The sequence below is a fragment of the Mesorhizobium sp. M0621 genome, from assembly GCF_040320745.1.
In the GTDB taxonomy this organism is placed as follows: domain Bacteria; phylum Pseudomonadota; class Alphaproteobacteria; order Rhizobiales; family Rhizobiaceae; genus Mesorhizobium.
In genome coordinates, this window is sequence record NZ_JAMYQF010000087.1 from 1 (window position 1) to 21,235 (window position 21,235).

Genomic DNA, 21,235 nt, shown 5'->3' on the forward strand with positions numbered 1-21,235 from the left:
CATCGCCAGCACCCTCGACGACGTCACCCCAAACGAATGCAACAACTACATCGAAAGCGCAGGCTACAAGTCAACCTAAATGCGAACCGCTCTAGGGCGGACGAGGAAGGTCTCCCCGGCAAGATCGGCCCAAGTGACGTGCTCCTGTTCAGCGATCAGGTGGCTGTCCGGCAGTGCTACAACAAGCGGCTCGGTCCACATTCGTCGCGAACGGCAATCAGGCGTGTCTGGCGTTCCGACCACGAACGCGATGTCGAGTTGATCGGCACGCAGCTGCATGAGCGCTTCTCGCGCCGTGCTTTCGGCGACTTCAAGCTCGACACCCGGATAGGGGGTTCGATATCGGCCGATCAGCTTGGCGAGGAAGCTTTGCGGGATCAGACCGTGGACGCCCATGCGTAGCCTGCCGCATTCCCCCAGGGCCGCCATGCCGGCCGACTTTACGGCATATTCGAGGTGCTCGACACCGGCTGATACCCGTTCGACAAAGAGTCGTCCGGCCTCGGTGAGCCGGACGCCGCGTGTGTTGCGCTCGAACAGGAGGATGCCGAGATCTTCCTCCAGCGCTTTGATGCGCGCGCTCACGCTGGACTGGCTGACGCCGAGCGCGTTCGCCGCATGGCGGAAGTTCAGATACTCGGCGACGGCGAGCGTCTGGATGAGTGACGTGAGGGGAATACGCGACCCTAGCGACGACGTCGGCACTCTGCTTCGTCTTTCGGTCATCAGTGCTGAATGCTGTCGTCGTCTCATGTCTCTCTTTTCGCGCCGCTAATCGTTGTGACTCGTGTCCCCTACCGGAGAACAGAATCGGATGAATTGCTCCATTGTCCCGACGGGCAGTGAGTAAGGATGTCCCGTTGGAGGCGACTACTAGGCCAACCAGGCTTCGCAATGTCGCGAGTTTCAGAAATTCGGCGACGGCTGTCTGCTGGCGCAGCGTGCCCTCAGCGAAGATGAGTCGTGTGCAGCTTCGCGATCTCGCGGTCGAGCTTGGTTGAAAGGTCATTCCGCTTGTGGGCGATCGACTTTCCGCCCGAGTGTGTGGCCCCGCCGTATGCCGCCAGAACGGCCCCTGCGAAATAGATCATCAGCCCCGTCATCGTGGCCGGTGCGTAAGCGGCTAGTCGCGACGGGCGGCCGGGATTGGTCGCTTGCGATTCTGGTGCCGACGAAGCGTATGACCCGGCTGGTCTCCGACAATCTGCGCGAGCCCTTCGGCAACGTGCCTCCGATCGCGCACACGGCCGCCGTCGACATGGAAGGCCCGATCCTGGCGGCGGAGGTGATTGCCTTCCTTCTCCAGCAGCGAAGTCACGCCGGCTGCTTCGACGAATTCGTCGATGTGCTTTGCAGCTATTTCAGCGGCCGAGGGGGCCAGGCGCCGACGAAGGGCGATCTGACGGAAGCGGCGCGGTTCCGCTCCGCTAGGCAAGTGGAATGACTGCCTCGCGAAGGGAAAGGCCGTTCCGGCGAACAGCGTCTTGCAAGCCACGTTCGCGTCCACGAGGCTGCAGCGGCTGTTGCGCTGACTGGACAGCCCGACGGCGACTGGACCGCCATTCGATCGGTGCTTGAGGCTGGGGCCTGCACCCGGCTCGCCGAGGTTGCGAAGGAGGCGCGCAGCGTCCGGCTTCTCGAACGCGGAACGCAGCTCCGGCAAAGCCTGTCGCAGGACTGGCGCGATACCGGCGGATACAAGAACGCGCTGGCTGTCACCCGCCAAGCCGTTCGTGCAGGAGCATTTCGCGACCGCTCACAAGCCGGAGTCGGGTGTCGTCGTGATGAACATGCACAAGGCGAAGGGGAAGCAGTTCGATGAGGTCATCATCTTCGAAGGATGGCCGAAGCGCTACAAGGGCGAGATCGTCGGCAACCCGGATCGTATCGTGGGCGGCAATGTCCGCGCGGGGGCGATGACGCAAGCCCGCCAGAATTTCCGCGTGAGCGTGACACGCGCAAAAACCCGGACGACGATCATGTCACCTAACGACGACGTGTGCGTGCTTCTGCTCTCTGATGAGTGAGGATGGATGAAACTTGGCATTTACAGCGATTGAAAAGACACGATGCTGCCGATAGGAGGGATTTAGTCAGCCACCCCAGTTTGACTCCGGCGTGACTAAATAGCGACCAATTCGGCGATTTTGGCCGCGACTTCCGCCATTGACTCCTCGGCAGTGCTCAACCCGGCTCGGGAGGCTAGCAGGAGGCTGACCTGCTCAAGCTCTTCATAGGTCGTTCCGTGAACAACCGGGACGAGCCGCTCACGTCTGAGGAGCGCTGAAAGCTCTTTGTCTGCGATGCCTTCTGCCGGGAGGCGCCGCAACATAGCCGGGGTCACCAACACGATACCGACGCGCGAATTCACCAAGCCCTTGTCGATCGCCCGCATCATCGGCACCCCGAGGCCAAGGTCCTTCTCACTGAACCACACGCGGACACCGCGCGCTTCGAGCAGATCATGCAGTTCTTTGGCGGAGCCCTGCCTGTCATCCCATGCGTGACAGAGAAACACATCTCGAAGATCAGGCTGTGAGGCCGCTAGGTTCTCCACGTTTTCTCGAACCGGCGTGAGCGCCTGCACTTGTTCAGGCGTGTACAACACAGCCGAACCTACTCCCGACCAGCGCGGCTTTGCGGTGCGGCGCCCCGACCCGCCGCTACTCCGACCGCCGCTACCAGAGGAGGAGTATAAAGGGGACGAGTATGATCCGCGGCTGCCGTAGTCGCCGCCATACCCGCCGTAACCACCGAAACGGCTATAGCGACTCCCGCATGCAGGGCAGTCGGCCGCGGCGGCCGATGAGCGATGCCCCCTTACTGGTGCAGTACATCTAGCCATGCCTTTTCATCTCCTTCATCATTCCGCCAGCTCGCGAATCTTATTGATGCGCTTTGTGGCCCATTCAAATTGACTGATAAATTGCATCGCGTACGTCGAAGACGAGCAATGCCTCACGCCTTACGCCTTCAATATCTCGGACGGAGGGATGGCAGAGATGATCTTTGAAACCACATCCAATCCTGTAATCGCGACCAATCTTGGAAACACTGACCACAGCCTCCGTTCCATCGGGCATTTTTCCTCGCAGATAACCAATTCGCTTCTCTTTCGACCGAGCCAAGTAACTTCTCCTATACGGGCCGCTAGACACGCGGCGTAATACGCGCTGCCGTTCGAATGTCAGCGATTTGCGTACCAATCGCCTGAAGGCTTTGACGCATGTCATTAAAGACCGGCTTTTCCGCCTCTGGATCGCTGATAGTCAGAATCGCCGTGAAGGGTACGCCACCCTCGGGCATCACCTCACCAGCGCGGGTGAGATACTCAACAAAAAGTCGCCAGTTCGAGGAAGGCTCGACTCCCTGCGGGAAGGTCTTGGCGTGGACCTTTACTGGACTCCATTTCAGGTCATGTTCGATTAGCTCCGCCTCGACCGCTGGCGATTCTCGCGAAGATGGGAGGTACAGCGGATCAAGGCGGCCCTTCCATTTGCCTTCATCCTGCTCCTGTTGCAGGACGGCATTCACGTTGACCCGGACGAACTCGGAACCAAACCGGGCATCCAGCGGCGGCGTGGATACGAGCGTGAGCTTTGCCCGCCCTCGACATTTGCCGCCAGGCCCGACCAGGGATGCCGGCCACGGGAACCGGAAATTGATCTGCTGGCCATGCTGGATACGTGAGGCGAAGACGAGGGTGATTGAATGATCGCCCGTCTCCAGAATACGTTCAGCAGATGGCGGCATCCCAAAGCCGACAAGGTGCCGTGCCACCGGTGCCAACATTTTCGGGCGCAAGGGCTCTGGAATCTCGGCGTGGTGGACCAGCAACCCGATGAGGGTTTCACGAGAGACCTCGCCCTCGATGGCGTGGTCGAGGACCGCCGCCGTCTTGGCGACCAAAGGCGAGGCGTAGCTGGTGCCGCAACCGTCGATTACCGTTCCATCCGGAAGGATGGAGAAAAGGCCATGCCCCAGCGTCGCGTGCTGCGTTCCCGCGCCTCCGATGTGAGCGAGGTCGGGTTTCCCGCCGGATCGAAGCCCAGGCCCCCGACGGCTGAAACGGGCTGGAGCGAACGGCAAACAGCCGCTGTGTCCTGATGGATTCAATGCCGCGACTGCAACATTTCTTGCGCTCTCTGCGGGCGTCAGGAGCCCGTCGTTTCGGGCAAGCGCGAGATTAGAAAGGGCTGTTGCCGCATCGGCCGGCCACTCCGGTCGAAGGTCTTGCGGCTGAATGTTACCGGCGGAAATGAACACGACGGCATTGTTTTCTTCGGCAATCTGATCAAGCCGGACCGCATGGGGGCTGTAGCGATCGGGTGCGGCAGGCTGAAGGATGTTCAGACTCATATTGAAGACACGCACGCCATGCCGTGCGCGCGCATCTGCGACGGCCGCATCCATTTCATCGAAAAACTGAGGGAGGCCGCCCGAATAGTAAGATGCGAAGGCACCGGCCTTCTGCTCATTTGGGAATACAGCTACGTCAACCAGCTCCGCTCCGTCGGGTTCGGGGCAAGTCCCCGCACCATTCATACCGGCTCCAGCGACGGCAAGGCCGCCAATGAACGTGCCATGGGAAAGATCCATGTCTTCGTCAGCAAGCACGTCCCATCGATCGATGACCCAATCGGACAAAGCCGAGCTTATGCCGCCATCGATGATACCCAGCCGCGGATGGGTCCTGCGGCTATCGCGAACTGGCATAATCGCGTGATCTGGTCGAGCGCGGCTCGGCGTTGCCGGGCGAGCAGAACGCACCACGATGCCGGGCAACTCGATCCGCCGGACTAAGGGATGCGTGTCTAAGAAGGCCAGCAAACGGCTGTGATGCTGAACATTCGGGTCGAACGGCGCAAGCTCACGGCGCTCCTTTGATGATACGCTCGTCAGCCGTAGGACGGCGCCGTCTCCGGCTCGGTCCAGACGCACGGAAAGCATCGGGAGCCGCTGTCGCCAGTTAGGCAGACGCTCCACTGATAGACTTTGTTCAAGGGCGTTGAAGCCAGCAACGAAGGACTCGACCAGGCGTCTGTGCGCGGGGTCGAGCCGATCCCATTCGGCACGCGGTGGCAATACGTCGAATAATTCGACCTGATACCCGCTTCCCGTCATCGGATTGGCCAGCCATGCAACAGCTTCTTCGACCGAAAAGCTGCGCTTGTCGGACGCGCCATAGAGTTCGATCCGGTCGATCGCTCCGGCCTCGCTCTTTTGCGCTGAGGGGTTGGGTACCTCTTTCCCCTTTTTCTCGTCATAGCGCATCCTGGTCTGCGTTTCGGCTTTGGCAATTTCAGCTTTCACCTGCGCCAATGCCGACGGGCGGCCTTCGACAAGCATCACACCGAGATCTCCACCCCCGACTAGAGGCGCCCGGTCGCTGCGGAAAAGCGCCCCAACCGGCCGATGGCTCTTTGCCCAGGCATCTCGTTTAAGGATGACCTTGACGTAGCCGATTGGTCCCTGCGCTTGCGCCGAAAGAATCCCGGAAATAGCGTCGATTTGCTCGATCAGAGCTGCCTTATGGGCGCCAAATTCCCGATCGCGGTGAGCAAAGAAGTCCTTGCGTCCGCCTCCGCCGCCTGCCTCTCGGGCTTCCTCATAATTGTCCGGATTGAGGACGATCTGGATCGGGCTAGCCATGATTTACACCCCCATCGGCTTTACTGGCTTGTCGCCCGAGTTGACGGCTTACGGTCGATTTATCCCGCCCTGCGATTTCGCCGATGTCGGCCATTGAAAATGCGAGAATGGGGTCGTCACGCATGGCCCGGAACAAAGTGGCGGGATCATCAAACAACAGCGTTCGACGCTCACTCTGAATGCGAGCCGCGTTGAGAGTCGCAAATTGACGGAGCGTATCCAGTAATCCTCGGCGATCGTCCTCGCGAACCGTGGTGGCCTTTTTGTATGTCCGCACCAGCGCCTCGATCTCCGCTCCGGTTGAACCTTCAGTGAACCACGCAATAAGACGTAGATGGATGTCGGGAGCCGATACAGGCGGCATAAACATGGCGGCGATCGCCTTCCGCACCTCAAAATCGGGCTTAGGGATTTCAAGCTGGACCTCAAAACGGCGCCAGACCGCCGGATCAAGCAGCTTCGAGTGATTGGTAATGCCGATCGTCAATCCTATGTTTTGTCTAACATCCAGATTTTGAAGAAGGGCATTCACAACACGCTTGATCTCGCCGACCTCTTGGGGGTCGTCGCGGACTTTTGCAATCGCGTCGAATTCATCAAGTAGAAGCACGCAGCGATAGCGATTGGCGAATGCGAAGAGATTTCCAATATTGCGCGCCGTCGTTCCGAGAAATGACGAAACAAGGCCATCCAGTTTTACGAGAACAACGGGCAAGTCCAGCTTGCGAGCAATCCAGAGGGCCAGTCGAGTTTTCCCTGTGCCAGGCGCTCCGTAGATCAAACATGTCTTTGACGGCACGATATCGACGGTCGCGAGCGCCTCGAAGTCGGCCCATTCATCGACGATCGTCTCAACTGCCTGCGTCACAGTCGAATTGAAAAGCGGGGCCGCCTCCTCGACTTCCGACGGAAAGATGATCTCCGCCAAGGCGGCAGCCGTTTCACGATCGACAGGAACCGGCGTGTTGCGACCGAGTGTCTCGCCGGAAAGGTTCGCTCGCGAGCGCTCGATTCGGCTCGGGGCCACCCCTGTTAGGCGATCCGCCGTGGCAAGTATCCCCGCGAGCGACGCTGCTTGCTTTTCCTCGCCATCTTTGACGAGAGCATCCCTTAGCCGCTCGATCTGCTTGCGCAGCGCCGGCGTTGGTGCGCCCATCGCCGTTCGGCAGAGCGCCTGAATGATTGAAAAGTGCTCCATGCGCTAAACCTACGATCTGATGCGAGATTGATGACCTATGATGCATGTAGACGACAATTTGTTGCGCGTCAACGGAAAATGTTGCGCCTTGGTTTGATTTCGATGCGCTTCTGGTTGCGAGGGTGCGGGATGAGTGCTGTTTGTTGCAGCGAAGCCCCATGCCGGTTCGGACGCGGAGTCTGGAGAAGCAGCCCAGACTGGTCAGCCATCGAGCAAGGACGGAATATCCATTGAGGCTAAGATCAAAACCCGTGCTCGTTAGGCCGCTCCAGCAGTCGGCAGCACGAAATAACCGCCAGAGGGATCATTGTCGCTGGACAGCATTTCAGCGATACGGTGGCAGCTCGGGCTAAGCTTTATGTCGCCGTGACGGCCGGCGTTACGCCTGCAACATAGAAGAGGGCCTCCAACCGGCATTCTGGCTAAAGGATGGGGCCAGAGGGCTATGGAGGAGATATAGTTGTCATCATCGCTCGGCGCGGCGTGTTTACGCCGCATCGCTCAAACTCGACGCAGTTTCGCTGGAAACGGTCATCGAAGGCGCTCGGGAGTTGGCTGGCCCGCCATGCGCGAGGATCGTGGCAAGAAACGGGGATGAGGCATGATACGCCAGTCCCCCGATGAAAGACTACTTCCGCGCGTACGCGGGTGTTCAGGATAGGGAAGCGGTTTGATCGAGAGTGTTGCCATCATTGATGTCTGGGACGTCGAAACCTTCGACAGCGAGTTGCGCGGCGACTTCGACGCCCACGCCGATGTCATCCGCAATTACATGCTCACCTCGCGCCGCCAATGGCTGGAGCGTGAGGCCTCCGATCACACCATGCCGTATCCCGAAAATCCTTACGCGGGCGAGTTCATGTGGGTGAAGGAGCATATCATGCGGCTGATGGAAGTCCGCACAATCCGCGCCTGGCACTATACTCGCCTGACCGACGCAGAAGTCGGCATTCTCCGGCAAGGCGGCATTTATCCATCTAGCCTCGACACCATTCAATCACGCTTCGCGGCGCAAGTCGCTGCTGGCACATTCAGCCAAGAGGTCACCGATCGCTTGTTCGCTGACAGCCCGTACCAAAGCGATCAGCTCGACTCCCGCTCCAACAAATTCTGGATGGTCTCGCATCCCGTCGACGTCGAAGACGGCGGCGTTGAATTGCTCCTCGAGATTTGGGGCGGCGAGTCAGCCTATTTTTGGCAGCGAGATGCGGCGCTTCAGGACATGCTGAAGCAGATCGGTCGGCCGCGTGTCCTGGAGATCGCCATGCCGCTCGTCAATTCCCGTCATGGCTATTCGGCGGCTGAAGCAGTGGTTGCCACTTATGGCCGATGCTCGGCTGCCGGCCCGACAAACATGTGTTCGACCTCTACACACATCAGCCACTCGGTCCTGAGCATGTCCTCGTCGTTCATAGCGAAGGCGAATCCAATTTCGGCGTCGTGGCTCGGGGCTACCCGGCCGGCTTCGTCGACGTGAACCTCGGCCGGTGGGACGAGGAATGAGCGGAGTGGACACTGCCCCCGACGCGGTAGTCTTCCTGCGCGAGATTGCTGGAGAACTCGCCGATATCCACAGCCGCAGCGACTATTCACTCTGGCGCGGCGAGGCAAAGCACCGCGTCGATCAATATCTCTTGCGCGCGGAGCCGTTCTCCGATTTCGCGACGTGTTGGGCGTTCAGTGGTGACGGCGGCGGCTCTGTCGTCGGGGGCCGCTTCGGTGAACGGGCGATTGACCGGCTCGTCGAGAAAATAGCGCCGGAAGATATCGTTGCACTCTTCACGGACGAAGTGGCGCGGAATACCGCAGTCTACGAGGACGTTTCTCCGGTGCTTGGCATCGAAATCAACGAGCCTTGTGAACTGGGTGATGGTGTTCGCCTTGTGCCGCCAGGGGCCGACATCTTCAGCGGATTCGACTATCCTTGGCGATATTCGTGGCCGAGCATGCCCACCGGAACCGGCTTCCTCATCCAGTCCTACAAGGTAACGCCAGCCTTCGAGCAACACCCGGCTGAAGCAAATGGGCCAGCCGGGACCAGCATAACACAGCCCGCCTCATCGGCGCGTGATGCAATCCGCCGCCGTCTCCGGCTCGCCTGTTTGCTTGGCTCCAACGGCGGGGTCGAGTTGCCGATGTCGGTCATTCTGTCGGATCGCCGCGCATTGCTGTCGGCCGGTGGCACTATGTCAGGCCGTCCGTTTGCGGCTCACCCGCTCGTGGCGTTCCCAGCGGACATGGCGATGATCAAGACCGTCTTTGGGCAGTTCGCGGCATTCGCCGAGGGAGATAGTCTTACCCGTGCAATCGACCGCCTCGGGCGCTCGCGGTTGGCGATCCATCCTGTCGACCGCGCTCTCGATTTGGGCATGGCGGCGGAAGTCGTGCTGATGCACGATCTCGGAACGTCGAATACCGAAATCACCTACAAGATTGGCAGTCGCGCCGCATGGCTCCTGGGCGAGAGTGCCGCCGAGCGCACCAAGATCTTCGATGAGATGAAGCATCTATATGAGGCCCGGTCGGACGCGGTCCACTCGGGTGTGCTTCCGACGAAGTCCAAGGTCGATCTCGATCTCGCCGATCAACTTGTTGTCCGTGTCGTGCAAGCCATCCTTCAACGCGGCAGTTTTCCGGATTGGACGAGCCTGACGCTGGGGGCGAAGGCTGACGCAATCTTGTTCGATCGACAGCAATAAGACATCGGCTGCTAGCGGCCTACGAATGACTCTATAGGAATCGGCTATGCGCTCTCTTACGGATTTCCTTGCTGGCCTGCCTGACATCATGCCCATTAAGACGAGAAAGCTCGTCCTTGAAGGAGGTGTTCTGTCGAAAGCTGAGCGCGCCGACATCTACATGCGCGAAAGGAATTGGCTCGATCTCGTTCTTGAGGTTGGTCCTGATGCGGCCGCGGCGATCCTGTCAGCCTACAAGGACGGACGCCTTCCGATGAAGAGAGGCTGCACGCCAACGGATGCGCCGGAAGCAGAAGCTTATCTTGCCGAAGGAGACAAACTTAGGGAGCAGCTCGCGGAGAGAAGGAGGAGGGAGCAAGCGGTTAAAAACCCATCGCTCATTCTGGAACGCGATCTCATGGATCACCCTCTGATCGACAGCGTGTTTATTGCCAATATTGGCACCGGATCAGGTTCGATGGTGATAGCGGGCATCACGGTGCATAAGCAAGTCATCGGCTACAAGAGCAATAGCGGCAAGAGCACTGGTTGGCGCGTTCGGTTTGACTGGACAGGATCGGATGGTCAGCCCCGGCACTCCGAGACGGTCCCGCCGGAGGCCGACAATCGACGCAACGACCCCGATCGAAACCGGGGCTTGCATGAATGATGGCGCGACCAAGTGGCGATCGAGCAGGCCAGTGACAGAGACCTTGGCTCGCCCTCACGACGAAGGATAACCAAAGGAGGGCATTAGAGGGCAATGGCGGAGATGTAGTTGTCATCATCGCTCGGCGCGGCGCGCCAGATGTTTCAATTAGTTACACAACATCCAGACTTGTGAATATTTCGATGTAACCTTCATGTAACGGATATCCGACCACTGGAAACACTGGGTATCAAACGGGTTCCTCGTAGGATGCACGGCGAGGCAATACTTCCGACCGATGGTCGCTGCGGTACATATTTCTGATTTGGGGGAGGCATCATGGCACGTATACGGTTGATAGAGATTGTAAATTTCCGGGGGATCAAGGAGCTTACATGGGCTCCATCCGCTGGAATCAATTGCCTGATCGGCCCCGGGGATAGCTGCAAAAGCTCAATTCTCGACGCCATTGACCTTTGCCTCGGTGCGCGCCGCAATCTCCAGATAACCGACGCTGACTTCTTCAACCTGGACGTGACGCAGCCGATTTCGATCTCGTGCACCATCGGGGCATTAACCGACCGATTGAAGAACATCGAGGCTTACGGACTATATGTCCGCAATTTCATCGTGGAAACGGCGCAGCTGGAGGATGAGCCGGAGGCGGCGGGCGAAACCGTGCTTGCCGTCAATCTCAGTGTCGATAGTGATCTCGAGCCGGTCTGGACGCTCATCTCGAAGCGCGCGGCCGATGCAGGCCTGGTCCGGAACCTGGTGTGGGCTGACCGGCAGGCGATCGCGCCCGCACGCATCGGTGCGTTTGCGGACGGTAACCTCGCCTGGCGCAGAGGGTCCGTGCTGAACAAGCTCTCAGAAGAGAAAGCCGACATCTCGGCAGAATTGGTGAAAGCCGCGCGCGAGGCACGTGTCGGCTTCGGCGACCGTGCCGGTGCCCAACTGGGCGCGACACTGGCAGTCGTGAAAGACACGGCCAATGAACTCGGTATCCAGGTTCTGACTTGAGCCGAAGACCGGCGAAGGCGTTCTTCTGGGAGCCCGCCGCTTTCTGGATTTGTTCCGCCATCACCATCCCGGTCAAGACCTCGAGGCATTGACGGCTGAGCACGTCCTTGCTGCTGTGATCGGCTGTCGCTATCGGCGACCACCGGCACCCGCACGGCAGCGACTTCTCACATACGAACATTTCTTCAGTTTTTATGTTGGGCGGGCCACCATGACCAGGATCTCGACCGCGTCGTCCAAGGACGCCTCATTGGCGTGTGGCGCATTTGCCGCCGCGCCTTGCATGGGATGACGTTCGGCGCGCAATAGATGCGATCGGCGCAACGACGCCGGTCGACATCGCGATCGAGCCGTCCTGCTGCTACTCGCCACCACGGCCATTCGCAACGGCGAGCTACGCGCCATTCAGCTGCAGGATATCGACTGGCGTGCTGGCGAGGTTTCTGTCAGGCGCACCAAGGGCAAGCGGGGATCGGGTGGCGCCGCTGCTCGAGGAGACTGGCGCTGCGCTCGCCGACTACGTCCTGCGCGCTCGACCGAAGGTGGATAATTATCTGTTCCTGTCCTTCACGCCGCCCGTGGCACCGTTCAACTACGCGTCGCCTGTTTCGAGGATCGTGCGGAAGCGCTTGCGACATGGCGGGGTTGAACTCAGGCAGTCGCAGGTGCGCATCTCCTGCGCCACAGTCTTGCCACCCAGCTCGTCAAGCAGCGAAGGCCGATCAACGAGGTCGCCGATCTCCTGGGACACCGCAGCATCAACACAACGGCGCTGTGCGTAAAGGTCGCGACCTCGCAACTTACCGAGGTCGCACTCCCCTTTCCAGGAGGCGTGGCATGACCGCCTTTGCCCGATTCCTCCGCGAGAAGCCGAGTGTTACATCGAGCTACGCCACTCCCTCGGCTATGCCTTCTGCAAGCAAGCCGGCACGTTGCGGGCTTTCGTGAGGTACGTTGAGCGCGCTCAGTTCGATGGGCCCGCCACTCGAGCATTGGCGCTGGATTTCGCGCTGTCGTCCAGCGGCGCCGCGAACAGCCGCGTCACTCGTCATGGCGTGCTCCGCCGGGTTTACGAGTATCTCGCCGTCTACGATGCGCGAACCGAAGTCTTGGAGCGCAGGGCTATCCGGCCCATCGGATCGATATTTGCTGCCGTGGAATTGGATATCCGCAAAACTGCGGACCCAACCAGCGGCGGCCTAATCATGCAGCGCAATAAGGTGCATCTCGTCTACACCGGCGAGCGTGTCGCCAGGGACCTCGGCGTCAGCGAAGCGCTCATCCAGGACCTTACCCTCGGTCTCGAGCCAGAGGACGGCGTCATGTGGATCTACGGGGCCAACGATGACGACGGGATCTTGGCTTCACCGATGAAGGCATCCAAAAACTCTTCCTCGAAGAATATCAACGCGTCTCCCCATCGAAAGCTTGACCCCAGCACTCCGGTGCTCGGGTCCTCATGGCCACCAGATACGCACGTCTGCGGTCTTCACCGGATGCGTACCATCGACCGCGGGGGACGTCCCCTCAGCCCTCGCAGGCGCTGGCATGGCTTGCTCGAGCGCTCGTGGAAAGAGCTCTGGCGAGGCGGAATTCCCCGCCCGCAAGCTGGGCGGAGCGAGTTCCGGTGGCCTCAGTGGCACCTCCTCGCTTGGCCCGCTGTGCTGCGCAGCGGCGTCCCCAATGGCACGAGCCTCCATGCCGACTGCGTCTTCCGGACGAGCAGCAAGGGCAATTTCGCGCCCGAGTGCGGCGCACGGCGGGAACTTCCGGAGATGAGCTAGTGCACTGATCCACCGGATACCACTGGAGTCCATATAGCGCTTGGCATCTTCATCCAGCGACCCCTCGTGAAGCCGAGCCGCAATCCCCGGCTTTTTGTTTTCATGCAGGTATTCACTGAAACGTATAAGAGTAGATCCATAGACCTGAATGGTACCGCGATTCGGCCCGGTCGCAGGCGCTGCCTTGTCCCCTTTGATGAGAGCCGCTTTGTAATCTCTGATGAGCGCGGCGTCGGCAGGGTAGGGATTCCGGACAGGGCGGTCCACCACTGGCGCTCCGCCCGCCGACGTCTTGAGACGACCCAGTGCTCTAGCCACGTCCGAGGAGCCACCCCTGCTCAGGTACTCCTTGAGATCCTTATCCAGCGACTCCTCGTGAAGCCGAGCGGCAAATCCCGGCTTGTTGTTTTTAAGGAGCCAATGACCAAAGCCGGAAAGAGAATTTACATAGCGCGTGACCGCGCGCCGCTTGGCCCCCGCGTAAGCTGACCTCAGCCCTTCGACAACGGTCGCATCGTTGGAATAGAGGGGACCCTTGTCGCGACCGGAGACCACTATTGGAGGATCTGGCTGCACCGCCGCCGGCACAGAACGAGCATGGTCACGCAACTCGAACGGTGCGGGGGGATTCAGATCAACCACTGACGAATCCGGCGCATGATGATGGCGCGCCGTTGAGTGACCCGGCTGCAGCACCGAGGCACCCTGCATCGACCCACTGCCTCCGGCATACGGCGCCGCGGCGTCCTCTTGTCCGCTCCCTTGCATCATGGGCTGCGCTTCCCACGGCAATGCACCCACTTGATGGGTGGAGGCCTGCATCAGCACGCGAGCGCCTGAATTGCCGATCTCGCTCAGCTGCGGCTCAGTGGCAACGTCCTGCAGACGACTCTTCAGGGTCCTGTGCCTCTTCGCTGGTCTCAACTCCGCTGTATCATGCTCACAGTTGATGAGGACCTCCTCGCTTGATAGCTGGTTGCTCCTGTCCAGTGCAGCGATCTGCTCGTCCGGCGCGCCCTGGTCGCCGTGGCGCCCGCTCAGGGGACCAAAGGACTCTGCGGGATCCGAGGCTTCGTGATGGTGCCCAGTTGGCACGAAAGACGATGCCAGAACAGCGTCGTCTTCATTAGCTTTCCCAGGGAGATTCTCTGGCCGACCCAATGCCTCCTGCGGCCCGCTGCGCTGCTCAGCGGCGTCCCCCTTGCTCTCAAGACTTTGAGATTTAAATGGTTCCCCGGGAACAACGTCCCGTACGAACACCGAGTCTGGGTTACCTTGGTCCGGCGCGACTGGAGCCAGGGCTCTGTCGTGCAACGCTCGCGCTGACTGGCCGAGCCGCTTGATCCTCTGGTGAAACGTCCCAACGGGGCTTTCCTTAACCGCGTCTCGGGCGTGTCGGTCCATGAGTTCAAAGTTCGTGAGATTATTTGCCGTTCCAGATGTATCGTCACCCATGAGTCGGGTTTGTAGTGCCTGCCGATTGACGACGAGGTTGTTGAGGTTCACGTCTGGCAGGTCTGGCTGCCATCTTTGCAATCGCCCAACCAGCGCCCGCGTGCCGTCCACCACGTAGACTCCGCAATCCCACTCGTTGCTCTGCTGGGCGATGCGGGGTAAGTCCACGCGGGTCTCCAGGCTGGCGCCCAGCCTTTCTGCGAGGTGTTTTGCAAGCGGGTCATGGCATCCGCTGACGGAGTCATAATGATAGGCAACCGGGCGTTCCCGGTCGCGGCGATCAACGAACAGCAGCGACCAATGCTTGCCGCGGTTCTCAAGCTTCGTACCGGCATCGCTCACTGGCACGAACAGGAAGTCGGCTGTGTCGTTACCGTTCTGATTATGGACGATGCGCTGGAATGCGCTTAACCTGTCGCTCTCGGAGCCCAAGCGCAGATGATAATTGGCTACGACGGGATCCACGAACCGCGTCCGGGCGGCGAGATCTGGATTGTTCCCCTGCAACTCCTGCTCCAGGAGCTGGTAATCCCTCTGGATATGTTCGTCGCCTAGCAATTGCAATGCGCCGAGCACCCGCCCGCAGGGGTCGCCGAAAACACCAAAAAACCCTTCGACCGCGGGGGACATCCCCTCAGGAAAGAGCTCTGGCGAGGCGGAATTCCCCGCCCGCAAGCTGGGCGGAGCGAATTCCGGTGGCCTCAGTGGCACCTCCTCGCTTGGTAGCAGGTTGCTCCTGTCCTGTGCAGCGATCCGCTCGTCCGGCGCGCGCTGGTCGCCGTCGCGCCAGATCAGGGGACGAAAGGACTCTGCGGGATCCGAGGCTTGGTGATGGTGCCCAGTTGGCCCGAAAGAAGATGGCAGAACAGCGTCGTCTTCATTACCTTCCCCAAGGAGCTTCTCTGGCCAACCATAGAGTGCTGACCTCAATCCTTCGATAACGGTCGCATCGTTGGAATAGAGAGGACGCTTGTCGCGACCGGAGACCACTATTGGAGGATCGAGTTGCGCCTCCCATGGCGATGTATCCACTTGAGGGCCGGGATCATGCACTGGTTCGTCCATCTGCTTTTGCACCCGAGCCAGCATTGCGGCCTGCGCGGCCTCGCCAACCGCGGAGGACGTCTCCTCAGCCCTGGCGAACGCTGGCCCGGCAGGCGCCGGCGGCACAGAACGAGCATGGTCACGCAACTCGAACGGTACGGGGGGATTCAGATCAACCACTGACGAATCCGGCGCATCATGATGGCGCGCCGTTGAGTGACCCGGCTGCAGCACCGAGGCACCCAGCATCGACCCACTGCCGGGATCATGCACTGGTTCGTCCATCTGCTTTTGCAACCGAGCCAGCCTTGCGGCCTCCGCGGCCTCGCCAACCGCGGAGGACGTCTCCTCAGCCCTGGCGAACGCTGGCCCGGCAGGCGCCGGCGGCACAGAACGAGCATGGTCACGCAACTCGGACGGTGCGGGGGGATTCAGATCAACCACTGACGAATCCGGCGCATCATGATGGCGCGCCGTTGAGTGACCCGGCTGCAGCACCGAGGCACCTAGCATCGACCCACTGCCTCCGGTATGCGGTGCCGGGTGCTCGTCCCCCAGCATCATGAGTTGCGCCTCCCATGGCGATGTATCCACTTGAGGGCCGGGATCATGCACTGGTTCGTCCATCTGCTTTTGCAACCGAGCCAGCCTTGCGGCCTCCGCGGCCTCGCCAACCGCGGAGGACGTCTCCTCAGCCCTGGCGAACGCTGGCCCGGCAGGCGCCGGCGGCACAGAACGAGCATGGTCACGCAACTCGGACGGTGCGGGGGGATTCAGATCAACCACTGACGAATCCGGCGCATCATGATGGCGCGCCGTTGAGTGACCCGGCTGCAGCACCGAGGCACCTAGCATCGACCCACTGCCTCCGGCGTACGGCGCCGCGGCGTGTTCTTGTCCGCTCCCTTGCATCATGGGCTGCGCTTCCCATGGGGCCGCGCCTTCGATGAGGTTCAGGTCTCCCTGAGACGGATGAGGATGGAACGGGTCTGGCAGAGCCGGAACGCCGGGGGCGGGAATTTGGGCAGCGGCTCGGCGCGCCTCGCCCGAGCGCTGCTCAAATCCCTCTTGCCCGGCCTGTGCCGCTTGCTCTTGAGATGCCGGGGGCTGCACCTGCCGCCAAGCTGTTACATTGGATAGGTCAAATTTGTGCAGGTTCATGCTAGCCTCAGGGGCTCCGGCGGCCTCCCTGCAAGGGAGTAGCGGGAGGTCGGTCTCCTGGGCAGGCTCCAACGGTCAACCGGTCAGGAGGTCTGCCATGGAACAGTTTCTCGGTCTTGATGTTTCCGTTCTCACTACCAGCGTCTGCGTAATGGACACGGCTGGTAAACTCATTCGAGAGGGCAAGGTGGAGACCGAACTGGAGGCGATCGGCGCCCTGTTTGCGATTGGCGGCCTCTACAAGCGTGTCGGCCTTGAGGCCGGTCCGTTTTCGCAATGGCTCAACAGTGTGCCGCAGACGAAATGTGCCGGCCGGCCAGAAGGCGTTTGGTGGAGACGACCATAATTGCTCGCTCTTGCAGTAGCGATTGCCTAAGGCTGGTCATAGAGGAACTCCTGCAGGTTCGTGCCGTAGTGTATTTGTTGATTCAACGAAGCAAATGCCGTGCCGAACCAGAAACCGTTTTTAGACAACATGATCGTTTTGATAGTGCAGTGTTTCATACCCAACACTGTCAGAAGGCCGACAATGAGTCCGACTGCCGGGCATGCAACCGAACGCTGTGATCCTGTTCTCCGGACAGGTCTCCCGCTGCAGCCCGGCTTGGCAATTCATCAGGGCATGTCGCAAAGGAGAAGTCGAAGGGCAAGGCGGCTTCCGGCTCGCACGCGGCCCTCCAAAGACATCGATGCCCTCATGCCATGGGCCTTAAGGAGGGAACCATGTCTGTCGCTTCGTGGTCAGGGTCGTTGTTGGCTTGGGAGCAGGAACTCACAGCGCTGAAGGCGCGGGTTGGGCGGGTGCTCCCTCGTCGTGAGTTGCGAGAGACCGGCGCAGATTTTCTCGACGGCCTTCTTTCCGGCATTGAGCGCAAGACAGGCTGGCTGATGGCTGAGCAGTTCGGAGCGGCACGGCTTTATCGGATGCAGTCGCTGTTGGGGCGCAACCACTGGGACGCTGCGAGACGAGGGTTCGCCATTATGTGGCGGACGGCGTTGGGCGATGTGGATGGCGTCCTGATCGTCGACGACACGGTATTTGTGAAGAACGGCGATCGTTCCGCCGGTGTCGCGCGACAGCACTCGGGAACAGCGGGTCGGATCGAGAACAGCCGAGATCGGCGTGTTCTTGGCTTGCGCGAGCCGCTACGGCCAAGCGCTGGTCGATCGTCGCCTTATGTACCGTAGAGCTGGACAAAGGATCGGACGCGATGTGCCAGGGTGTCGATCCGGAGATGGTCGAGTTTGCAACCAAGCCAAAGATGGCGTGCGCCATGGTCGAGGCGGCGCTCGATGCCGGCGTCCCGTGCGCTTACGTTTTTGGCGACGTTGTCTACGGGGCGGACAGCAGCCTTCGACGGATGCGGGAAGCTCGCGAGCAGCTATGTCTTTGCGGTTCGAGGCGCTCACTTCACGCGCCGTGGAGGGGATCGTGGATTTGAGGAAACCTCGCCCGAGGAACTGGCCAGGGAGTTCGATCCGACGACTGGGTCTGTCATGCGGCAGGTGAAGGCGCCAAAGGACCTCGGCTCCCTACGACTGGGACGCATCCGCCGCCCTTGGACGTCAAAAGGCGGCTTCGAGCATTGGCTTCTCGTCCGCCGCAAACGATCGACATCCGGAGAAAACGCCTACTACAAGTCTTCGCCCCGCCCGGTTTCCTTCTTGGCCGAATTGGCGGCAGTGGCCGGCCTGCGCTGGGCGATCGAGGAGTGCTTTGAGCGCGCCAGGGATGATCTCGGACTTGATCATTGCGCGGCTCGGTCCTGGCACGGATGGCATCGCCACATGAGCCTGTGCATGGCCGCCCTGGCATTCCTCTCGAGGCTACCGGCTGATCTTCGCCGCAGCGCATGGAGCAAACCGAACGAAACGTCCAAAGGAGCCAATCGCCGCCTGATCCGGATGGCTGCACTCGTCCCGAGCGTCCCCGAGATCCGCTATCTCCTCGCCGGATGCCTATCTTCCCACCGACGCAAAAGCCCTTCATCATCGCGTGGTCGCTATGGCGACGACCACGGCATCAGGCTGCGTCAACCATCTATCAGTACAAACGGCATCGACATCCGCAACCGTAGTACTTCTGCAATGGGCCCTCGTTCGTCAAGTCCCTCTGAACGATATCTCATCGCCGGGATCATGCTTCTGTCCGTGGTCAGCGCGAAGCCGCCACACCATGCCATCAGATCCAGAGCTGACAGGTCAATCTAGGAAGCGTGATTTGCCGAAGCATTCACAGCACTACACACGACCTTGGCATCTAGGTGCGCCGGTTTTACCCGCGTCTCAGAACGCGGAATGATGAATCCGCTTCCGGGTGATCCGGTGAAAATCATCTTTACGATCCGAGGAGAAGCGACTTAAGATCGTGAGCGCCCTATGTGTCGGCCGAATTGAGAAACTGACCCCCTGACGAAATGAAGAACTGACCCCTCGGTTATGAGAGGAGGCATGGATGACGGTTGAGATTTCGGCGATTCCTGCATTGTCGAGAAGGATGCGGGGGGAGGAGATGCTTCAGCCTGAAGAAGTGGCAGCGATGCTGCGGCTGCATGAGCTTGGCTGGGGAGCGAAGCGACTTGCGAAGGAATTCGGATGCGCGCGCAACACGGTGCGTCGGTATCTGCGCGAGGGCGGGACTTTTCCGTTTCGCAAGCCTGTGCGGCGGACCGCGTTTGACGGGCTGGACGATTGGCTGCGCGAGCGCTTCTTCCGCCATGGCGGCAACGCCGATGTGGTGCGCCAGGAACTGGAGAGCGAACGTGGGATCGTTATAGGGCTTCGGTCGGTGGAGCTTCGGGTGCAGGGTTGGCGTCGGGAATTGAAGGCGCAGAAGCGCGCGACGGTTCGGTTTGAGACGGCGCCGGGACATCAGATGCAGATCGACTTTGGCGACACGCGGGCGTGGGTCGGCGGCGAGCGTGTTCGGGTGCACCTGTTTGTAGCAACGCTGGGTTACTCGCGTCGGCTGCATATCCGTCCCTCGCTTCGGGAGCGCTAGGCGGACTGGTTCGAGGGGATGGAAGGAGCCTTCCTTCGCTTCGGCGGGGTTCCAACGGAAGTACTGTTCGACAATCCGAAGGCGCTGGTCGAACATCACGATGCGACGACGCGGGAGGTGCGGTTCAATGTGAGGCTGCACACCTTTGCCCGCTACTGGGGATTTAGGCCGCGGGCTTGTGCGCCCTACCGGGCGCGTACGAAGGGGAAGGACGAACGCGGGGTCGGCTATGTCAAGCGCAATGCGATTGCCGGCCGCCGGTTCGAGAACTGGGCGGCGTTCGAGGCGCATCTGGACCGGTGGACACGCGAGATTGCTGATCAGCGTGTGCATGGCACGACCGGCGTGGCTCCTGCGGAGCGCTTTGCCGAAGAAGCCATGGCGCTTCGCCCTCTGGGCGGACGGGCACCGTTTGGGCAGCTGCGCGATCTCGTGCGCAAGGTCCAGGCGGACTGCGCAATCGACCTGGACACGAACAGTTACTCGGTTCCCTGGCGGCTGATCGGGGAGAGCGTCCAAGTCGTGGTGCTGGGCGGCCGCGTTATCGTGCGTCATGCGGGCGAGGTGGTGGCGGATCATGCCTTGTGCCGCGGGCGTCGCCAACGGATTGTCGAGCGGGCGCATCTTGCCGGCGTGGTCGGCGCTGCTGCGCCGGTGCGATCGGCGCCGGCGGAGATCGTTGCGCCTTCCGCTCTGTTGCGGCCGCTGGCCGAATATGAGGCACTGGTGGGAGGCAGCTGGTGATGACGACGGTCGATCACGAGATGCTGGTGGCTCAGCTCGACCGGCTGAAGCTGACCGCGATCCGGGATCAACTCGATACGCTGCTGGACGAAGCGGCGCGTTCGCAAATGACCTTGCGCGAGGCTTTGGCCTTCCTGGTGACGCGCGAGATCGCGCGGCGCGACGAGCGGCGCATCTCCATGGCAGGCAAGATCGCGCAGTTCCCGTTTGTGCGCGAACTCGATGGCTTCGACTTCGACGCGCAGCCGTCGCTGGATCAGCGCCAAGTCCGGGAGCTGGCGACCTGCCGCTGGATTGCCCATGGCGACACGGTCCTGTTCCTTGGACCTCCGGGTACGGGCAAGACACATCTGGCGGTGGCTCTCGGGCGCGAGGCGATCCGGCAGAACCATAGCGTCCAGTTCGTCACGGCGGCCACGCTGGTGGCGATGCTGGCCAAGGCCCATGACGACGGTTCACTCGAAAAGCAGCTGACGACCCTGTCGCGGCCGAAACTGTTGATCATCGACGAGCTCGGCTATCTCCCGTTCGAAGCCAACGCCGCGCATCTGTTCTTCCAGCTGGTGTCGCGGCGTTATGAGCGGGGATCGATCCTGATCACCTCCAACCGCTCGGTGGGCGAATGGGGCAGCGTGTTTGGCGATCCCGTGGTCGCGACCGCGATCCTTGATCGCCTGCTTCATCATTCGACAGTGATCACCATCCGCGGTGACAGCTACCGGCTTCGCGAAAAGCGTCGGTTAGGGCCCAATAAAAAAAGCCGCCACCCCCCCCCCCCCCAACAAAAAAACAAAACAAAGAATAGATTAAAAAAAAAAAAAGGGCACCCCCCACAAAAAAGTTAAT

The 21,235-nt window shown here is 60.7% G+C and carries 19 protein-coding genes and 2 pseudogenes; 12 read left to right on the forward strand and 9 right to left on the reverse strand.

The features are described 5' to 3' along the window. Positions 1–75: 75 nt before the first annotated feature. Complete coding sequence (locus NKI38_RS31865; protein WP_352664630.1) at positions 76–726, reverse strand: LysR family transcriptional regulator; 651 nt, start codon at positions 724–726, stop codon at positions 76–78. A 221-nt stretch (positions 727–947) separates the two neighbouring features. Next, complete coding sequence (locus NKI38_RS31870; protein ID WP_155922533.1) at positions 948–1,091, reverse strand: hypothetical protein; 144 nt, start codon at positions 1,089–1,091, stop codon at positions 948–950. 74 nt (positions 1,092–1,165) lie between these two features. On the opposite strand from NKI38_RS31870, the gene NKI38_RS31875 reads away from it, so the two are divergent. Beyond that, positions 1,166–1,444, forward strand: a complete 279-nt coding sequence (locus NKI38_RS31875; protein ID WP_352657919.1) for a hypothetical protein — start codon at positions 1,166–1,168, stop codon at positions 1,442–1,444. Positions 1,445–1,784: 340 nt separating this feature from the next. Further along, positions 1,785–2,027 carry a hypothetical protein gene (locus NKI38_RS31880; protein WP_352664632.1) on the forward strand — a complete coding sequence of 81 codons (243 nt, stop codon included), beginning with the start codon at positions 1,785–1,787 and terminating at the stop codon, positions 2,025–2,027. A gap of 95 nt (positions 2,028–2,122) precedes the next feature. Here the strand turns inward: NKI38_RS31880 and NKI38_RS31885 are convergent, their stop codons facing one another. From NKI38_RS31885 to NKI38_RS31900, 4 genes are all read right to left on the reverse strand, one after another. Then, positions 2,123–2,605, reverse strand: coding sequence for a toll/interleukin-1 receptor domain-containing protein (locus tag NKI38_RS31885; protein ID WP_434221487.1), 483 nt, complete (start codon positions 2,603–2,605; stop codon positions 2,123–2,125). Between the two features lie 304 nt (positions 2,606–2,909). Next, positions 2,910–3,128: a hypothetical protein gene (locus NKI38_RS31890; RefSeq protein WP_156932401.1), complete on the reverse strand. Its 219-nt coding sequence runs from the start codon at positions 3,126–3,128 to the stop codon at positions 2,910–2,912. 22 nt (positions 3,129–3,150) lie between these two features. Continuing rightward, on the reverse strand, positions 3,151–5,652 hold the full coding sequence (locus NKI38_RS31895) for a S8 family peptidase (protein ID WP_352664635.1): 2,502 nt from the start codon (positions 5,650–5,652) through the stop codon (positions 3,151–3,153). After that, positions 5,645–6,850: an AAA family ATPase gene (locus NKI38_RS31900; RefSeq protein ID WP_352664637.1), complete on the reverse strand. Its 1,206-nt coding sequence runs from the start codon at positions 6,848–6,850 to the stop codon at positions 5,645–5,647. Before NKI38_RS31900 ends, NKI38_RS31895 begins: the two co-directional genes overlap by 8 nt. 670 nt (positions 6,851–7,520) lie before the next feature. Between NKI38_RS31900 and NKI38_RS31905 the strand changes: the two genes are divergently transcribed. From NKI38_RS31905 to NKI38_RS31925, 5 genes are all read left to right on the forward strand, one after another. Continuing rightward, on the forward strand, positions 7,521–8,327 hold the full coding sequence (locus NKI38_RS31905; RefSeq protein ID WP_352664639.1) for a hypothetical protein: 807 nt from the start codon (positions 7,521–7,523) through the stop codon (positions 8,325–8,327). A 22-nt stretch (positions 8,328–8,349) separates the two neighbouring features. Next, on the forward strand, positions 8,350–9,549 hold the full coding sequence (locus NKI38_RS31910) for a hypothetical protein (protein ID WP_352664641.1): 1,200 nt from the start codon (positions 8,350–8,352) through the stop codon (positions 9,547–9,549). 46 nt (positions 9,550–9,595) lie between these two features. Further along, positions 9,596–10,198 (forward strand): hypothetical protein, encoded by a 603-nt coding sequence (locus NKI38_RS31915; protein ID WP_352664643.1) that lies wholly within the window; start codon positions 9,596–9,598, stop codon positions 10,196–10,198. A 318-nt stretch (positions 10,199–10,516) separates the two neighbouring features. Beyond that, on the forward strand, positions 10,517–11,200 hold the full coding sequence (locus NKI38_RS31920; protein ID WP_352664645.1) for an AAA family ATPase: 684 nt from the start codon (positions 10,517–10,519) through the stop codon (positions 11,198–11,200). Between the two features lie 379 nt (positions 11,201–11,579). Next, complete coding sequence (locus NKI38_RS31925; RefSeq protein ID WP_352664659.1) at positions 11,580–11,750, forward strand: hypothetical protein; 171 nt, start codon at positions 11,580–11,582, stop codon at positions 11,748–11,750. A 42-nt stretch (positions 11,751–11,792) separates the two neighbouring features. On the opposite strand, the gene NKI38_RS31930 is transcribed toward NKI38_RS31925, so the two are convergent. Further along, on the reverse strand, positions 11,793–11,951 hold the full coding sequence (locus tag NKI38_RS31930; protein WP_352664647.1) for a hypothetical protein: 159 nt from the start codon (positions 11,949–11,951) through the stop codon (positions 11,793–11,795). Between NKI38_RS31930 and NKI38_RS31935 the strand changes: the two genes are divergently transcribed. Then, positions 11,877–12,041, forward strand: a complete 165-nt coding sequence (locus NKI38_RS31935) for a tyrosine-type recombinase/integrase (RefSeq protein ID WP_352664661.1) — start codon at positions 11,877–11,879, stop codon at positions 12,039–12,041. The genes NKI38_RS31930 and NKI38_RS31935 overlap by 75 nt on opposite strands. A 46-nt stretch (positions 12,042–12,087) precedes the next feature. Here NKI38_RS31935 and NKI38_RS31940 read toward each other — a convergent pair whose 3' ends face one another. Beyond that, the gene (locus NKI38_RS31940) at positions 12,088–12,252 is read right to left on the reverse strand and encodes a hypothetical protein (protein ID WP_352664649.1); all 165 of its coding nucleotides are present in this window, start codon (positions 12,250–12,252) and stop codon (positions 12,088–12,090) included. Positions 12,253–12,657: 405 nt separating this feature from the next. After that, a complete protein-coding gene (locus NKI38_RS31945) occupies positions 12,658–16,047 on the reverse strand; it encodes a Ulp1 family isopeptidase (RefSeq protein WP_352664651.1) in 3,390 nt (1,129 codons plus the stop codon). A 694-nt stretch (positions 16,048–16,741) separates the two neighbouring features. Between NKI38_RS31945 and NKI38_RS31950 the strand changes: the two genes are divergently transcribed. The 4 genes and pseudogenes from NKI38_RS31950 to istB all read left to right on the forward strand — a co-directional run bounded on the left by NKI38_RS31950 (position 16,742) and on the right by istB (position 21,234). Beyond that, entirely contained in the window at positions 16,742–16,990 is a 249-nt protein-coding gene (locus NKI38_RS31950; RefSeq protein ID WP_352664653.1) for a hypothetical protein, read from the forward strand. Positions 16,991–17,367: 377 nt separating this feature from the next. Beyond that, positions 17,368–18,544 (forward strand): annotated as a pseudogene (locus tag NKI38_RS33610) (IS701 family transposase). Positions 18,545–19,099: 555 nt separating this feature from the next. After that, positions 19,100–20,389 (forward strand): annotated as a pseudogene (istA, locus tag NKI38_RS31965) (IS21 family transposase). Next, complete coding sequence (gene istB / locus NKI38_RS31970; protein WP_352664657.1) at positions 20,389–21,234, forward strand: IS21-like element helper ATPase IstB; 846 nt, start codon at positions 20,389–20,391, stop codon at positions 21,232–21,234. Before istA ends, istB begins: the two are co-directional and overlap by 1 nt. Position 21,235 lies beyond the last annotated feature (1 nt).